Source organism: Peribacillus frigoritolerans, from assembly GCF_040250305.1.
In the GTDB taxonomy this organism is placed as follows: Bacteria; Bacillota; Bacilli; order Bacillales; family DSM-1321; genus Peribacillus.
On the sequence record NZ_CP158190.1, the window covers coordinates 3640668 to 3658783 of the forward strand.

Below are 18116 nucleotides of genomic sequence, written 5' to 3' on the forward strand. Positions count from 1 at the left end.
GGATAAGAAAACCACCCTCCCGTCAATTTAATCTGGATTATACTAACATTCTACCATATTTTTCTTGAAATTTAAGACAATAGAAATTAGCAAATCTGTTATAAGGGAAAACACTAGCCTATTTCGCCTCTTTATAAATCAAGTACAGCCCCTGATCTGTATTAGAACAGCTCTTAATAAAATAATAGCAAAAATAAATTTTTTGTCGATGTTTTTCTACGGAAAAGTGAAGTACAAAAAAAAGGAAGGACCTTCCGGCCTTCCTTTTCTTCACTTTAGTATATGGGAGTGTTATCTTTGGAAATCTTTTCGATGATTTCTTTAACCCTCGCGAGGAATCGTCCACATACCAGTCCATCCAAAACACGATGATCAAGTGATAAACAGAGATTCACCATATCTCGTACTGCAATCATGTCATTTATGACCACTGGGCGTTTTACAATCGTTTCAACTTGTAAAATGGCCGCCTGTGGATAATTGATGATTCCCATGGACTGGACAGAGCCGAATGAGCCAGTGTTATTAACAGTGAACGTACCACCTTGCATATCCTCTGCTTTTAACTTACCCGACTTCACTTTGGATGCGAGTTCCTGTATCTCCCTTGCTATACCTTTGATTGATTTTTCATCTGCATTTTTAATGACCGGTACAAATAGGGCATCTTCAGTTGCAACGGCTATCGATATATTGATTTCTTTCTTTTGTATGATTTTTTCGCCAGCCCACATCGAATTGAGCTCTGGAAATTCCGTAAGGGCTTGAGCAACCGCTTTTACGAAAAAGGCAAAGTACGTTAAATTATAGCCTTCTTTTTGTTTAAAGTCGGATTTTAGATTATCACGCAACTTCACCATATTGCTTGCGTCAACTTCCACCATCGTCCAAGCATGCGGGATTTCGTGCTTACTTTTCAACATATTGGACGCAATTGCCTTACGGATTCCGGTAACAGGTATTTCCTTGTCACCAGCAGCAGTCGGCACGTTTGTTACTGGACTCGTTTGACGACTAACTTGAGGTGCGGTCTCTTTTGGAGCCGAATCGGATATCACGGAAGGCTCATCCGCCTTAGGAAGATTTCCTGATTCAACAAGTTTCAGTAAATCCTTGCGAGTGATCCGTCCCTCATTCCCCGTTCCTTTAACTTTTGAAAGATCGATTCCATGCTCCTGAGAAAGTTTTAACACGGCAGGCGAATAGCGAGCTTTCCTTGATGGTTCGGCAGCTTGCTGCACTTCACTTGTAACAGGTGCATCAACATTTTCCTCACTATGTGAAACAGCTTGCCCAGCATTTTCGTTATCCGTCTTTGCCGTTTCAACTTCAATCGAGCAAATAACTTCCCCGACTGCCAATGTTTGATTTTCATCCGCTTTCAATTCCTTGATGATGCCGGTGAAGGAAGAAGGAACCTCAGCATTTACTTTATCCGTCATCACTTCAGCTAGCGGGTCGTATTTCGTGACATGATCCCCAGGCTTCACTAGCCATTTACTGATGGTTCCCTCTGTGACACTTTCGCCTAGTTGAGGCATCTTCATTAATTCCATAGCCATTATTCGTTCCTCCTTCTTAACAGTCATTAATACTCGGCCAATTCCCTCATTGCTCTTTCCACTTTATCAGGATTCACCATAAAATGTTTTTCCATCGTAGGCGCATATGGCATGGCAGGTACATCAGGTCCGGCCAATCGTTTTACAGGGGCATCCAAATCAAAAAGGCAATGCTCGGCAATGATGGCTGCGACCTCACTCATGATGCTTCCTTCTTTATTATCTTCCGTAACCAGTAGTACTTTCCCCGTTTTAGATGCTGCTTCTATGATAGCATCCTTATCCAAAGGATAGACTGTACGCAAGTCAAGAACATGTGCAGAAATTCCATCTGCAGCTAATTTTTCTGCTGCCTGAAGGGCAAAATGCACACAAAGGCCATAGGAGATGACAGTAATGTCTTCCCCTTCCCTTTTCACATCCGCCTTACCGATGGGAAGTACATAATCTTCAGTAGGTACCTCACCCTTGATCAAGCGGTACGCCCGTTTATGTTCAAAGAAAAGCACTGGGTCTTCATCGCGAATGGCAGCTTTAAGCAAACCCTTTACATCATACGGAGTGGAAGGCATCACAATTTTCAAGCCCGGCTGATTGGCAAAGATTGCTTCAACCGATTGTGAATGATAAAGAGCTCCATGAATCCCTCCGCCATATGGTGCACGGATTACCATAGGACAGCTCCAGTCATTATTGGAACGGTATCTAATTTTAGCTGCCTCTGAAACGATTTGGTTAATGGCAGGCATGATGAAATCAGCGAATTGCATCTCAGCAATCGGCCGAAGCCCATACATGGCGGCTCCAATTCCCACTCCTGCAATTGCAGATTCAGCGAGCGGGGTATCGATGACCCTGGCTTCACCGAATTGGTCGTATAAACCATTAGTGGCTTTAAAGACCCCACCTTTTTTTCCTACGTCCTCACCCAATACGAATACACGGGAATCGCGTTCCATCTCTTCCCTCATTGCCATTGTCACGGCATCTATATATGAAATCACTGGCATTCTATTACCCCCTTACTTTTGTGCATACACATGATTCATAGCACTTTCAGCCTTCGGATATGGAGCATTTTCAGCATAATCGGTTGCTTCGTTGACTATCTTCATGACTTCATCATTCATTTGTTTCTCAAGGTCATCATCCAAGATTCCCACTTCTTTTAAATACGCTCCAAATGTCATTATCGAGTCCTTCGTTTTGGCTTCGGCCACTTCGTCCGCAGTCCGGTAGCTTCGGTCATCATCATCACTTGAATGAGGCGTGAGCCTGTATGAAACGGTTTCCACCAGTGTAGGGCCTTCTCCCCTTCGTGCACGGTCAGCCGCTTCTTTCACCGCTGCATACACTTCCAATGGATCATTGCCATCCACCGTTATTCCAGGCATCCCATAGCCAATCGCCCTGTCGGAAACATTTTCACATGATAGCTGTTTCTCAATAGGAACTGAAATCGCATATTTATTATTTTCACACATGAAAATGACCGGTAGCTTGTGCACACCTGCAAAGTTGGCCCCTTCATGAAAATCGCCCTGATTGGATGAACCTTCCCCAAACGTTACGAATGTTACCAAATCCTTACCTTCCATCTTCCCTGCAAGGGCAATTCCAACAGCATGCGGGACCTGTGTCGTTACAGGCGATGATCCAGTGACAATCCTATTTTTCTTTTGACCGAAATGACCAGGCATTTGGCGCCCGCCGGAATTGGGATCTTCCTCTTTTGCGAAACCGGAAAGCATCAAGTCTTTTGCGGTCATTCCGAATGTTAGTACCACACCGACATCCCGATAATAAGGCAGTACATAATCCTTTTGCCGATCAAGCGCAAACGCTGCCCCAACCTGTGCCGCTTCTTGCCCCTGGCAGGAAATCACGAAGGGAATTTTCCCGGATCGGTTTAAAAGCCACATGCGCTCATCAATTCTGCGGGACAAAAGCATTGTCCGGTACATATCTAAAACCGTTTCCTCATTTAAGCCTAATTGTTCATGACGTTTTTCTACCATCATAAAACCTCCTGACCTTATTCTTTATGAATGAATGGCACGTCCATCGACAGCAAGCGCCGCCTCTCCGATTGCTTCAGAAAGACTTGGGTGCGGATGAATTGTCTTGCCTATCTCCCAAGGTGTTGCATCAAGCACTTTTGCAAGTCCCGCTTCTGAAATCATATCCGTAACATGTGGTCCGATCATATGAACGCCCAGTATATCATCCGTTTTCTTATCAGCGATGATTTTGACAAAACCATCCGCTTCCCCGAAAACAAGGGCCTTGCCAACTGCACGGAATGGGAATTTCCCAATTTTAAGGTCATAGCCTTCCTTGTTTGCCTGTTCTTCAGTCAAGCCGACACTTGCAGCTTCAGGGCTTGAATACACACATTTTGAAATGAGCGAATAATCCAGCCGTTCCGGTTTTTGGCCTGCGATATGTTCAACGGCCATAATACCTTCATGGGAGGCAACGTGAGCCAATTGCAGACCGCCGATACAGTCACCGATTGCATAGATATGTGATTCCTTCGTTTGGAAGAAGTCATTGGTTTCAATAAAACCTTTTTCTTTCACAATTTCCGTATTTTCAAGGCCGATCCCTTCAACATTTGCTGATCTGCCTACGGAAACAAGCATTTTTTCAGCAGTGAATTCCTCTACCGAACCTTTGACTTCAGCAGAAATGGATACTAAAGCATCCGTTTTCAGGGTTTCAGGCAATACCTTGGCACCTGTAACGAACTTGACGCCTTTTTTCGTTAGGAGACGAAGCATTTCACTTGAAATATCCTGGTCTTCAGTCGGGATGATTCTATCTGCATATTCAAGTACTGTCACTTCCACACCAAAATCATTGAGCATCGAAGCCCATTCAATGCCGATAACTCCACCGCCTACAATAATCATTGATTTTGGCAGGCTCTCAAGCTTTAGAGCTTCATCCGATGTAAGCACAAATTCCCCATCAATCGCCAAACCGGGCAGTGTCCTCGGACGCGAACCGGTGGCAATGATGACATTCTGAGGAATGAGCATTTCATTTTCACTGCCATCATTCATTTCCACGGAAATTGTCCCAGGCATCGGTGAAAATATAGAAGGACCAAGTATACGTCCTAACCCTTCATAAACCGTTATCTTTCCTTGTTTCATCAAGTGCTGGACACCTTTATAGAGTTGATCGACCACTTTATTCTTTCTTTCTTGCACCTTAAGGAAATCTACCTTTACATCCCCGGTAACAACACCGAATTCCTCACTTTTCACTGCAGTCTGATAAACTTCCGCACTCCTTAAAAGTGCTTTTGAAGGGATACAGCCTTTATGTAGACACGTTCCGCCGAGCTTGCCTTTCTCCACGACAGCCGTTTTCAATCCTAATTGAGCAGCCCTTATCGCTGCCACATACCCGCCTGTTCCTCCGCCGAGGATAACGAGGTCAAATTCTTCAGCCAAAACCGCTCCTCCTCACAAATACATACTATTGTCATCATTTTTACTTGCCCTATGTTTATTACGTTATCCATGTTGAAAATTCCTGTGTTTATTTAAAAAAACACAGGAATCTAGATCTTGTACAATTACATTCATTTTCTTCCATTCAAGATATGTTTTTCATTTTGCAAGAATTGGCTTCTTGAATTTCTCATGCGAGCAATTCTCTCCTCTGCCATCCTATCCGCCGCTTTATAAGTTGGGATTTGATCACGTTTTGCAATCTCGATGACTCTTTCAATTGTATCATAAACCGTTTCCACTTTCTTAAGGGCTCTTTCCCGATTATACCCTAAAAGCTCATCGGCCACGTTTATGACTCCACCTGCATTAATTACATAATCAGGAGCGTATATAATACCCTTTTCATGAATTTGATCGCCATGAACAGGTTCCTTTAATTGATTATTTGCAGCACCTGCAATGACCTTCGCCTTGATTTGATTGATTGTATGATCATTTATGACAGCCCCTAATGCACAAGGTGCATAGATATCACAGTCGACTCCATAAATTTCATCAGGATTCACTGCGGTCGCCCCAAAGGATTCAACCGCACGGGCCACGCTTTCTTTATTGATATCCGTAACGATTAGCTTGGCGCCTTCCTCATGAAGGTGACGGCATAAGTTATAAGAAACATTCCCGACGCCTTGGACTGCAATTACCTTGCCTTCTAAAGAGTCAGTTCCGAATGCCTCTTTTGCAGCAGCCTTCATACCTCGGTATACCCCATATGCAGTAACAGGGGAAGGATTACCCGAAGAACCGAATGCAGGGGAAATCCCAGTGACAAAATCCGTCTCCTCATGAATGAGATCCATATCCTCAACCGTTGTACCTACATCTTCAGCTGTTATATAACGGCCATTCAGCCCTTGGATATACCTTCCGAATGCACGGAACATCTCTTCATTTTTATCCTTACGCGGATCGCCGATGATGACAGTCTTCCCCCCGCCTAAATTCAAGCCGGCAGCGGCGTTCTTATATGTCATTCCTCTCGAAAGCCTTAAGGCATCTTCAATAGCATCTTCTTCAGATGCATACGTCCACATCCTTGTGCCTCCAAGCGCAGGTCCTAATGTTGTATCATGAATGGCAATAATCGCTTTCAAACCCGATTGTTTGTCCTGACAGAATAGCAGTTGCTCGTAATCATACTTCTCAAGATATTTAAAAATTTCCATAAAGGAATCCTCCCTAGATGTTTTAATACATGTCAGAGATGAGAAAACTGAATTTCTCCTCATTCTTACTTGTTCCTACGTTCATTTTAAATAAAATCCGCTACTCACATGATATTTTCCCTATGGGGAATGGTTCCCTTGAAAAACCCATGCACCTTTAAATATGCAAATAACATGCCAATAAAATACATAATGAGAGCGTTTTTATCCAAAAAAAGGAGATGCTGGTTATTATGTTGGGCAACTATAGCCTATAACAAATTGAAAAAAATTTCATGTTAGAAGTGGAGTCTCGCTTAAATTAAAATAAATCAGAAAATTCCGTGCAGTTTTTTTCATAGTGCGCAATTACTTGCGTGCAAAAATTTTCACAGTTTTAATTTTTCCATTTTGTAATATAGATTTCTGACAGAAATCCCAAGAGCTTTTGCCGTAAGTGTTTTATTTCCCTTGTGGGTATGGAACGCTTGCTGAATGATATCGGCTTCATACTGGTCTATTATCTCCGAGAGCGGTTTCCCCGATACGTAGCCAGAAGGCTTCATTAATAATTTCTCTTGTTTTAATGGAATCTCTTCGATAAAATCCGGAATATGATGTATATCAATGATCGTCTCGTTCAATTTCATGAAAATGATTGCCCGTCCTAAGATATTTTCCAGTTCCCTCACATTACCTGGCCAGTTGTAGATTTGCATCTTATGTATAGCTGCTGCTGTAATTCCCTCTATGCTCCGTCCATACTCCTGATTGATTTTATTAATCAAATGCTCCGCCAATTCTCTCAAATCTTCTTTTCTCTTTCTTAATGGAGCAATGAATATAGGCATGCGGTTCAGCCTGAAATATAAGTCTTCCCTGAATGATCCGTTTGCGATGGCCTCTTCAAGATTGATATTCGTAGCGGCTATGACACGGACATTGATGGGAATCGGCTTCGTCCCCCCCACTCTGATGATTTCCTTTTCTTGTAAAACCCGAAGCAATTTAGCTTGAATGTTGGCTGGTAATTCACCAATTTCGTCCAAAAAGATACTCCCTTGATTTGCCTCTTCAAAAAACCCGACCTTTCCGCCCCTGCTTGCCCCTGTAAAGGCTCCTTCATCATAACCGAACAGTTCACTTTCAAGTAATGATTCCGAGATGGCCGCACAATTTACACGAACGAATTTATTGAATTTCCTATCGCTCGCATTATGGATGGCATGTGCAAATAACTCTTTGCCAGTCCCTGATTCCCCTCTTAATAAGACAGTAGCAGGTGTTCTTGCCGATAATTTCGCCTGTTCAATGGGAAGCTTCATCTCTTCGGAAGCCCCAATTATATCATCAAAGGAATATTTAGCCTGCAAAGTACGGATGATCTGTCTTGCCCGATTCAGTTCGTGGGTCAAGGCTTGAATTTCCGATACATCATGAATGACGCCAACACTCCCTTTCAGGCACCCGTCCACAATGATTGGAGCAACATTCACGATCACTTCCTTATGTTTTGGGCCGACACGCATATTGACACCCCGAACAGGCTTTTTTGTCTGAAGCACTTTCATATGCATACTTTCACCTTCGTAAATATCGATGGAAGCCGGCTTACCGATCACTTGGGTCTTTGTTAACCCGGTGATTCTTGTATATGCCGGATTGATCAAAAGTCCCCTGCCTTGATCATCCACAACCGATATGGCTTCATCACTGGATTGAATGATCGCCTGGAGCATCGTCTGTATTTCTTTTAAATCAGTAATTTGCTCCGCCAATTGGACAGCTTCCGTTTTATTCCTAAACACGGAAAAAGCCCCTATGATTTCCTTATCGGCATTCACAAGAGGTATCCTTGTCGTTATGAGTTCCATTCCATTGCTAAGGGTGATTTCCTGATTCACTTCTTTTTGGTTCGTTTGCATCACTCGCAGCAATCCAGTTGAAGGGATGAAATCTTTGATATGTCTGCCTATCACATCCTCGCGCTTTGTGTCAGTTGCACGTTCCGCACTATCATTGAACATGATGATGAATCCTTCATGATCAATCACCACCATCCCTTCACTGGTCGTATTGAGGATCAAGTCCATTTTTGCCGAGGCATTCTCCAATTTACTTATTAAACGATTTTTCTCTTCAAACAACTTAGTCATAATGAGGGCGACACTACCAGGAATGAGAATCGTTTGTTCGCCCATGTCCCTTTTTATCTTTTTATAGACAGACGGGTCACCGGTCGTATCAAAAATGATGTCCAAATCCCGCTCCAATCCCATGCTCCAATTAGTCACTGTAGGAATCCTTAATTCCTTTGCAGCAAGCATCCCTTCAGCGGATTCATTCGTATCAGCCATACAAACAATGGAGAATACTTCACTTTCTGATAGGAGTTTCAACACGGTTGTCCCTCCCACTCCTCCCCCTACTATCATGACCTTTTGCATCAGCCATCCCCCTTAAGATATAATTACCCCTTTTAAAAGATCATTCCCTGCAATTTTTTTCATACTCCACTCTATTTTACCATATCGGATCCCTTTAAAAAAACAGCCGCCAACTCCCAGTCATTATCTAGATTCCCGAAACTTGACAAATAATTTATATCCTTTATCATTTTTTAAAGACGGAATTTTCGGAAGGGATTTGACCGCATGAAACGTTTAATCGCTTTTTTGATTCTTTTTATACCCGGTGCCTTTGCTGCCTATGGCATAAAAATAATGAGGGACATGGTGTTCGGTATCCTGCAGCCTCCCTATCCAATCCTTTGGCTGCAATTTTTAATAGGCCTTCTCATCACGATTGGCGGAATAGCCTTTATCGCAGGCTTCGTCCTTCATCGAGATCGAAAGCAAAATAAAGTCCAAAGCAGGTTCAATAAATTTTAAACGCAAAAAAAGGTGCCATGTTTCGTATGGCACCTTCTTTTTGCGTGTACAAATTTGGACGTTGATTTCCATTTCAGGCACTCGCTTTCCGCGGGCGGTCCGGGAGCCTCCTCGGCGCACTTGCGCCTGTGGGGTCTCCCTTGGACTCGCTATTCCCGCAGGAGTCTCGCACCTTACGTTCCAATCAACTATGTTTTTAGTTAGAACTCCTTTTGCCTACAGTCTTTTTTGTTTTAAAATAGATCTATTAAAACTTGAGGTAACCGAACCCCTTTTGTCTACAAACTGAAGGTGCCATGTATCATATGGCACCTTCTTTGTTTATCTTGATTTCAATCCTTCCCTGACCCGTACGGCTGCCTCGGGAAAATCGGTTATGATGCCACTGCATCCCAAATTGAATAATCGCTTCATCTCGGCTTCTTTATTAATGGTATATGGCCGTACAGGAACACCCATACTCACCGATGTTTGAATGAGTGCATCAGGGGCAGCCCGGATATTTGGATGGATTGCACTTCCGCCAATTGCCTTGGCATATATCCAAGGCATGTATAGTCCATCCCTATAAAGAGGTGCGGTTTCCAGTTCAGGTGCCAATTGATGGCAATTGACCAAGCTGTAATGATTGAAAGAAGAAAGAATAATCCTTTCCTCCATTTCGTAAGTACGGATGAGTCGGATGACTTTCTCTTCTAAACCTGGATACAGAAAAAGCGTATTTTTCAATTCAATGTTGCAAAAAAGCTGATTTTCATCAAGCCAAATAAATAGTTCTTCAAGTGTCGGAATCTTTTCTTTCCCCAATCTACCCTTATAGTTTGAAGACGCATTAAGGGTTTTCAACTCCATCAAGGTCCTGTCTTTTACATATCCCGAGGCATTCGTGGTCCGATCGAGCTTTTCATCGTGAATGATGACCACTTCCCCATCTTTCGAGAGCTGGACATCCGTTTCAATACCGTCCGCCCCGACACGGGCAGCTTCTTTGAACGCCGACATCGTATTTTCCGGATGTGTCCCTGCTGAGCCTCGATGTGCAAAGATTAGGGTCATGAAGAAACGCCGCCTCTCTCAATAATGGTTATATCCGAATGTTATGAACAGAAACAGCAAATTATTTTCATCTAGCTCAATACTCTAATAAAATGCAGCTGATTATTTTCTGCATAGAAGGTTCCTTTCGTCAAATCATTCAATTTTTTTTGCATGCTTTTGATTTGCAAGCAAGTATCCGGAAAAGCCATTTGACCAATCGTAATTTCCCCTTCCCCTTTTGATTCAAGCATATCCATGATTGACTTCCGTTTTTCGTCCAATTGATATATTTGAACCATCAACCTCTCGTATTGATTTGTTGTTTGTTCATATTGAAAATTTTGCTCACCAGTCAATTCTCCAAGAGGCGTTTCATACACTTCAAGCTTTTCCTTTATTGATTCAAGTTTCATTATTATTGATTTATATAAAAGCAAAGTCTCATTCAATTGTTCTTTTAAGAGTTCACGGTCAAATCCCTTCACATTTATTAATGTTTTCCGTTCCATTCGATTCCCGATTACAGCCGCCCTCACTTTTCCATGCGCTTCAATTACACCGCCGATTAATTTTCCCTTCTTTTCATCCGTGAAGATATTCTTGGCTTTCAGGAAACTCCCCAGCGAATATGATCCTATATGTATATTTCCCCCCGCTGTTAAGTGGCATTCGTTGGCATGTTTCACAAAAATGTTCCTTGCTGCATATATTTTGGACACACCTTTACCAAATATCCCCCCTTTAATGAATACATCCCCCTCCCTTGAGTTGATTTCCTTCACATTACTTACACCAAGCTCACTTAAAATCGAAATATCCTTCGTAGCCGTCACGGAAAAATGATCGATAACCGTACCTTTAATGGTCACACTTCCATCAAATTCAATATTCCCTGTTTTATTGCCTATATCACCGTCAATCAATAGGTGATCACCTACCGCAATCTTCCCTTCCCTAAATTCCACCACACCATCGATCAATGCCCTTAGAATGATCTTTCCGTCTTCCTCGACAGCAGCAACCGTTTTTTGATCGTATAAAAGTTTCTTATCCTTTCCTTTCCTGGGCAAGGCTATTTCCCCCGTAATTCGCCTTCCCATCTCACCAGATGATGGCGGTATCCTTTCCCCCAGCCAATCTCCCCTTTTCACTTCATCAAGAAAATGCATATCATAATAATCAGCTTTTCCATTTTCACGGACCGCTGGTTTTCTGTCCGATCTTTTGAAATAGGTAACCACTGCGTCTTTGGCGTGTACTGGTTCCATCCCTTTAGCAATGATTGTTTGATTTTTGATGCTCAGCTCATTTTGCAATACATGCATTAAAATCCCTTCGGAAATACCTTCACATTGAAGACTCTCTAAAATACTCCCCATAATTACTGAATAGTTCTCATTCAGGTAGTTTTCTGAACAATTGAGTTTTACACTTGCGGACATTTTATCAGTCGCTATGTCCAACTCCGCGATTGGTTTCTGTCTTCCCACTTGAATCCTTTCCCCGCTCGCCTCTGTCAGTGCATCCTTCAAGTCTTTGACGTTCTCCAGCATGATTTGTGGAAAATCCAACAGAATAGGATTCAATTGAAAAATGGAAAAGCCCTTTTGAATAACGGTGATAAAAACCATGTTCCTATCCGCTTCCAATACAAAATGCTCATTTTTTACACAAATCATTTACTCCCCTCCTTTTCTCATGATTAAATATACCTATAATTATAATCTAAAAACTATGAAAAGGAGCTATATAGCCCGAACATCGTCTAAAATAATTCGTGCCGCTTTTCAACCAAACAAAAACGCCTTTTATTTATGGGATTTCCTGAAAAATCCAATAAATAAAAGGCGTTTAATTTTTTTAACCGGCAGCGTAAAAAATTTAAAGTTGCCGATTAGAAAAAATCACGAAGCAACTTCTTCCTGTCCTTTACAGCCAGACGGAGAGTTCTTATTTATATTTAGCGGCTCTAGCCTTTATATGGTCAATTGTTACCCCTGGCTCTTAACAATCGGTGTTCCCCCTACCCTTGTCAAGAAGCTTTATGTTCGAGGCGCAGCTTATCGGCAACCATGGCAATGAATTCGGAATTTGTAGGTTTTGCCTTAGTCATGCTTACGGTATATCCGAAAAGTGATGAAATGGATTCTATATTGCCACGGCTCCAGGCCACTTCAATCGCATGCCTGATGGCACGTTCAACACGGCTCGCCGTTGTATTGTATTTTTTTGCGATATCCGGATATAAAACTTTGGTGATGGAACCCAATAGTTCAATATCATTATATACCATGGATATGGCTTCCCTTAAATACAAATAGCCCTTTATATGTGCAGGGACTCCAATCTCGTGAATGATGCTTGTGATGCTGGCATCGAGGTTCTTCGGCTTGGATTCATTTTGGGGACGATAACTAAACTGACTATGATTTTTTAAAACTGCTTGCCCTTTACTGCTTACCTGACGTATGTGATTGGCCAGATTTTCCATATCGAAGGGCTTTAGGATAAAGTATGAGGCACCCAAATCAACAGCTTTTTTCGTTACATCTTCTTGACCAAAGGCAGTAAGCATAATCACATTAGGCATGGCACCCCGTTTTACTTCACGAAGTTTTTCAAGCACACCTAATCCATCTAAATGAGGCATGATAATATCGAGGATCAATATATCCGGGTCAACGCTTTCAAGCATACCCAGGCAATCTTGACCGTTATGTGCCACCCCAATTACTTCCATGTCATCCTGTGCAGAAATGTATTCTTCCAGAAGGCCAACAAGTTCTCTATTATCATCTACAACGCACACCTTAATTTTTTTCACGCTTGATTTCCTCCTCAACTACAATTGGTCTTTTTTTCTATATGACTAAATTCTATTGTAATTGAACTTTTCGACAATGGAAACTAAATTCCTTTTATTTTTGAAAAAATATAAGGAATTCAATATTATTCTCCGGATATCTCTTGTTTTCGACTTCGTTTGCTATTCGAATAAAGCGATTGTCGAAAAATCTTCATATCGTTATCATTTTATCACATCGTTTCAAAAAAACCTCTACTTTTTGAAGAAATCAATTTAATTCCTACCCAAAATATATGCTAATCATAACTTTCCATTAAAAAGGGGCATCCAAAAGGATACCCGGATTCTTAGCTTGCCTTTTCATAATTATCTTTGTCGTATATATTTATACCGGCTTCGTTTAACATCCATTCGATATGGACTCCATACCCACTTGTAGGATCATTAACGAATACATGGGTGACTGCACCGATTAATTTCCCATTTTGTATGATAGGACTGCCGCTCATACCTTGAACGATCCCACCCGTTTTTTGAAGCAATTCCTTATCCGTCACTTTTAAGACCATTCCCTTAATTGCGGGGAACTTCTGTGGTATGGAACTGACGATTTCAACATCGAATTCCTCCACTTCAGAACCATCCACCACTGTAAGGATTTTTGCTGGTCCTTCCTTTACCTCATGGGAAAGGGTGATGGGGAGTGGCTTATCGTTAATTCCATTTTTAAAATCTTGATTTAATTTCCCAAAAATTCCAAAGGGACTATTGCGATTGATATTTCCTATTTTTTCTTTATTGGAAGAAAAGCGTGCCAATTTTTCTCCCGGATCACCATTGCTTCCCTTTTCGATGGATGTGACCGTCGATTGAACAATCTGTCCGTCCTTGACAACAATCGGCTTTTTTGTATCCATATCGGATATGACATGTCCCAACGCCCCGTATTTTTTCGAATCCGGGTGGTAAAACGTCATCGTTCCGATGCCAGCTGCCGAATCACGGATATACAAACCCAATTTGTAAGTTCCTTCATTCTTATCTTTTAGAGGTAATAGGGTACTATGAAGCACTTCATTATCACGGTTAATGACAAGATTCAACGCCTCACCCTTTTCGCCTGCCTGCTGAACAAAAGGGGTTACATCCCCCATCTTCTTTATCGTCTGACCATTGATTTCTGTAATAATATCACCGATTTCAATTTTTGCTTTTTCTCCCGGTGATTTTTTCCCCTGCGCAGTATCAATTAGATGATGACCTACTACGAGTACCCCAAGAGTATTAAGCTTTACTCCAATGGATTGGCCTCCAGGCATGACTTTAAAGTCTTTTAACACCCTGATGTCGACCTTTTTGGCAGGTAATCCTGCTACATCGAGTAACACTTCATTCGTACCAGGTTTTTCAGCACCAAGCGTAATCGAGGCTTGTTCATCATGAAGCGAAATTCCATCACTGGATCCCGAAGTTTTTGCAGAAACAGGCAATGATTTGGAAATACTATATTGACTTCCTTCAAATAGTACAAGATGATTTGGAATTAAAAAATATTCACGAGATGGCTGGTATAACCCTAATGTTAATAGCGAAACAAGGAGAATTCCACCGATGATCCTGTTTATCCATATAAATTTCAATCCATTCACTCTCCTCGCTCTCTGAAACTTTATGGCTACACCTTTAATTTAGCCCTCATGACAGTCATTTATAACAGGTGCAAAAAATAAAAGCTATCCGTTTTTGGATAGCTTTACAATGAATGCTTATGATAAATTTTAAATAATCTTCTAACCGGCCCTTCATGATGTAATCTTCAGCCTTTTGGCCAGCTGGATTAATTCATTGGCATGCTGCTTCGTCAAATCCGTAATCTCGACTCCTGAAATCATCCTGCCGATTTCTTTTACTTTTTCCGTTTCAATTAACGGCTTGACCGAGGTATTCGTGCGTCCGGCCCTTACATTTTTTGCTATGAAAAGGTGGGTATCCGCCATAGCGGCCACCTGTGGCAAATGGGATATGCACAATACTTGTGATCCAGTTGCCACTTTATAGATCTTTTCGGCAATGGATTGTGCAACCCTTCCGCTCACACCTGTGTCCACTTCATCAAATATAATGGATGTTATGCCTTGATGTTTGGAGAAAATGCTTTTCAAAGCCAGCATGATCCTCGACAGTTCTCCGCCAGATGCGATTTTGGAAAGAGGTTTTAACGGTTCACCTGGATTGGTGGAAATATAAAATTCCATTGAATCCAGGCCTGATTGATTAATGCCCCTATCTGACAATTCATCGAAAGTATAAGCAGTTTGAAGGAAGTGTGGTTCGAAAATTGTCTTTTCCATGTATAAATCTTTTAATTCCTTATGGATCTTTTTGGTTAACTGCTGAGCGAAGTTCTGGCGAAGTTCAGAAAGATTCTTTGCTTCGACAATTAAATCTGCCTTAATGGATTTCATTTCCTTTTCAAGCTTCGCTATATGGGTTTCCCTATTTTGCAGTTTTTCGACTTCTTCTTCTATAGCGGCTCCATATTCCAGGATTTCCTCGATGGTCCGCCCGTATTTTCGCTTTAATTGATTTATTTCATTAAGGCGGCTTTCAATGAATTCCACACGCTCTGTATCATAATCCAAAGAATCTAATTGGTCTCGGATGTTTGACACGGCCTCTTCAAGCAGGAAGTAGCTATTTGAAACGGTTTCAGAGCTATTCTTTAAACCCTCATCAAGCCCTGCCGCTTCCTCCAAATTATTCATGGCTACGGAAAGCCAATCAATTGCATGCTGCTCACCATTTAAAGCATTATAACTGGTTTGCAGCGCTTCATGAATTTTTTCGAAATTATTAATTTTCTTCCGCTCTTCCATCAATTCTTCATCTTCGCGTAACTTCAAATCAGCTTTTTGGATTTCATCGAATTGAAATTGGATCAAATCAAGGCGGTGGACCATTTGCTGTTCATTTTGGCTCAAGGCATTCAATTGTTTAGAAGCGGTTTCATAACGTTTATATAGCTTTTGGTATTCAGTGAGTGCAGATGCGATTTTTTCACCGCCGAATTGATCGAGCAGTGGAAGATGGAGTCGTTCATCCATTAATTCCTGATGTTCATGCTGACCATGGATATCTATCAATGTCCGGCCTATCTCGCGTAAAGTGGAAATCGTTACAAGCTTCCCATTTACCCTGCAAACGCTTTTGCCACTTTGTGAGATGTCCCTTCGAAGTATCGCCATCCCATCATTCATATCCAGGCCAAACTCTTCCGCTTTGGCAAAGACCGGGTGTTTTTCATCTTCAATTTGGAATAATCCTTCTATTTCGGCCTTAGACTCACCATGCCGAATGAACTCTGCAGAACCACGTCCCCCAACCAAAAGATGAACGGCATCTATTATGATCGACTTCCCTGCCCCTGTTTCTCCTGTCAAGACCGTCAAGCCTTTCTCAAATGAAACGGACAGGCTGTCTATGATCGCAAAATTCCTAATCGATAGTTCTGTTAACAAACTAGGTCACCTCACAACATTATTAGAGCATGTCCAAGAATTTGCCGGAAATGATCTTTGCATCTTCCTCAGAACGGCAGATAATCAAACAAGTATCGTCGCCGCCGATCGTCCCGAGTATTTCTTGCCAATTTAAATTATCAATCAATGCGCAGATTGCCTGGGCATTACCTGGGAGCATCTTCATAACCAGTAAATTGTTGGCTGAGTCAATGCGTACAAATGCATCGACAAGGATTCTCTTTAATTTTTGAAGTGGATTGAAGCGTTGGTCGGCCGGCAGACTGTATTTATACCTTCCATCCGTCAAAGGAACCTTTACAAGGTGAAGCTCTTTAATATCCCTTGAAACAGTGGCTTGAGTTACATTGTATCCAGCTAATTTCAATTCTTCAACTAACTCATCCTGGGTTTCGATATCATTATTCGTTATGATGTCCCTTATTTTTATATGTCGTTGTCCTTTATTCATAAGTAGAAGCACCTCTTCTCAACTGTTGCTCATTTAATGGTAATGGTCTCACTTTCATTTCTTACTTAAGCAAGCTGCCCCAATATGGGATTGCTTCGTTATCTTCAATACGTGCAAATAGGCCGCTTTAGAAAGTGGCTAATATTAATGTTATCGGATTTTTATGCAATTGTACAACTTTTTCTCTAAAAATGAATACAAGTGTATTTTTTACGTACCTATTTTATGTATCCACCCTTAAATGATTCAGTGCATGACCACAATGTATAGTTAAAAAGCTCCTTTAGCCAACCATTCAGCCAAAGGAGCCCATACAAAGTTCTAACTATTCTTTTTTAAATTGGGCATGGGCCTCTCCAACGATGTCGTCAACCGTTTTCGAAAGCAATATCGCTCCTTCATCCTTGGACCCTTGCCAGTGTAAATGAAGTAAGAATTCAATATTTCCATCACCGCCGGTAATCGGTGAGAAGGAGGCATCCTTAATATCATAGCCTTCCTTTATAGAAAAAGAAATGATCTTATCCAATACTTGTTTATGGATTTTGGAATCGCGAACAATCCCCTTTTTACCCACTTGATCCTTCCCAGCTTCGAATTGCGGTTTAACCAAGGCAACGACATCACTATTCGGGACGAGCAAGGTCTTTAGCACCGGTAAAATTAACGTAAGCGAGATGAAAGAAACATCAATGCTTGCAAAATTTGGCATCTCCCCATCGAGATCGGCGGGTGTAACATAACGGAAATTGGTTCGTTCCATTACTTTAACCCGCTCATCCTGCCTAAGCTTCCAGGCAAGTTGATTATAACCCACATCAAGCGCATAAGACATTAGAGCGCCATTTTGCAATGCACAATCCGTGAACCCACCCGTTGATGAACCGATATCAAGCAGTATTTTTCCATTCACTTGTAAATCGAATTCCCTTAATGCCTTCTCAAGTTTAAGACCGCCTCTTGAAACGTAAGGCATGACTTTTCCTTTGATCGTAAATTCGAGATCGACCGGCACTTTTTCCCCCGGTTTTTCGTACCTCTCTTCATTCGCGTAGACAAGACCTGCCATAACCATACGCTTCGCTTTTTCACGTGTATCGGCCAAGCCTTGTTCTACAAGTAATACATCTACTCTTTCTTTCATCACTTTCATATTG

Annotated in this window: 14 protein-coding genes; 1 reads left to right on the plus strand and 13 read right to left on the minus strand. The window is 41.7% G+C overall.

What is annotated here, in order from left to right; translation table 11 throughout:
• Positions 1-275: 275 nt before the first annotated feature.
• From ABOA58_RS17810 to ABOA58_RS17835, 6 genes are all read right to left on the minus strand, one after another.
• Entirely contained in the window at positions 276-1562 is a 1287-nt protein-coding gene (locus ABOA58_RS17810; protein WP_350299434.1) for a dihydrolipoamide acetyltransferase family protein, read from the minus strand.
• A gap of 26 nt (positions 1563-1588) precedes the next feature.
• Positions 1589-2572 carry an alpha-ketoacid dehydrogenase subunit beta gene (locus tag ABOA58_RS17815; protein ID WP_350299435.1) on the minus strand — a complete coding sequence of 328 codons (984 nt, stop codon included), beginning with the start codon at positions 2570-2572 and terminating at the stop codon, positions 1589-1591.
• Between the two features lie 12 nt (positions 2573-2584).
• Entirely contained in the window at positions 2585-3580 is a 996-nt protein-coding gene (locus tag ABOA58_RS17820) for a thiamine pyrophosphate-dependent dehydrogenase E1 component subunit alpha (protein ID WP_350302909.1), read from the minus strand.
• A 24-nt stretch (positions 3581-3604) separates the two neighbouring features.
• Entirely contained in the window at positions 3605-5026 is a 1422-nt protein-coding gene (gene lpdA / locus ABOA58_RS17825; protein WP_350299436.1) for a dihydrolipoyl dehydrogenase, read from the minus strand.
• Positions 5027-5157: 131 nt separating this feature from the next.
• On the minus strand, positions 5158-6255 hold the full coding sequence (gene bcd, locus ABOA58_RS17830) for a branched-chain amino acid dehydrogenase (protein WP_350299437.1): 1098 nt from the start codon (positions 6253-6255) through the stop codon (positions 5158-5160).
• A gap of 368 nt (positions 6256-6623) precedes the next feature.
• Positions 6624-8681 carry a sigma-54-dependent Fis family transcriptional regulator gene (locus ABOA58_RS17835; RefSeq protein ID WP_350299438.1) on the minus strand — a complete coding sequence of 686 codons (2058 nt, stop codon included), beginning with the start codon at positions 8679-8681 and terminating at the stop codon, positions 6624-6626.
• A 207-nt stretch (positions 8682-8888) separates the two neighbouring features.
• Here ABOA58_RS17835 and ABOA58_RS17840 point away from each other — a divergent pair, with 207 nt between their 5' ends.
• Positions 8889-9125, plus strand: a complete 237-nt coding sequence (locus tag ABOA58_RS17840; protein WP_063233102.1) for a DUF2627 domain-containing protein — start codon at positions 8889-8891, stop codon at positions 9123-9125.
• Positions 9126-9446: 321 nt separating this feature from the next.
• Here the strand turns inward: ABOA58_RS17840 and ABOA58_RS17845 are convergent, their stop codons facing one another.
• From ABOA58_RS17845 to ABOA58_RS17875, 7 genes are all read right to left on the minus strand, one after another.
• On the minus strand, positions 9447-10181 hold the full coding sequence (locus ABOA58_RS17845) for a glycerophosphodiester phosphodiesterase (RefSeq protein ID WP_350299439.1): 735 nt from the start codon (positions 10179-10181) through the stop codon (positions 9447-9449).
• Between the two features lie 71 nt (positions 10182-10252).
• Complete coding sequence (locus ABOA58_RS17850) at positions 10253-11842, minus strand: DUF342 domain-containing protein (RefSeq protein WP_350299440.1); 1590 nt, start codon at positions 11840-11842, stop codon at positions 10253-10255.
• A gap of 353 nt (positions 11843-12195) precedes the next feature.
• Positions 12196-12987 (minus strand): sporulation transcription factor Spo0A, encoded by a 792-nt coding sequence (gene spo0A, locus ABOA58_RS17855; RefSeq protein ID WP_137016177.1) that lies wholly within the window; start codon positions 12985-12987, stop codon positions 12196-12198.
• A gap of 329 nt (positions 12988-13316) precedes the next feature.
• On the minus strand, positions 13317-14609 hold the full coding sequence (spoIVB, locus tag ABOA58_RS17860; RefSeq protein WP_137016179.1) for a SpoIVB peptidase: 1293 nt from the start codon (positions 14607-14609) through the stop codon (positions 13317-13319).
• Positions 14610-14771: 162 nt separating this feature from the next.
• Positions 14772-16487 (minus strand): DNA repair protein RecN, encoded by a 1716-nt coding sequence (gene recN / locus ABOA58_RS17865; protein WP_350299441.1) that lies wholly within the window; start codon positions 16485-16487, stop codon positions 14772-14774.
• Positions 16488-16509: 22 nt separating this feature from the next.
• The gene (gene ahrC, locus ABOA58_RS17870) at positions 16510-16959 is read right to left on the minus strand and encodes a transcriptional regulator AhrC/ArgR (RefSeq protein ID WP_034308279.1); all 450 of its coding nucleotides are present in this window, start codon (positions 16957-16959) and stop codon (positions 16510-16512) included.
• A 325-nt stretch (positions 16960-17284) separates the two neighbouring features.
• On the minus strand, positions 17285-18112 hold the full coding sequence (locus ABOA58_RS17875; protein ID WP_350299442.1) for a TlyA family RNA methyltransferase: 828 nt from the start codon (positions 18110-18112) through the stop codon (positions 17285-17287).
• Between the last annotated feature and the right edge of the window lie 4 nt (positions 18113-18116).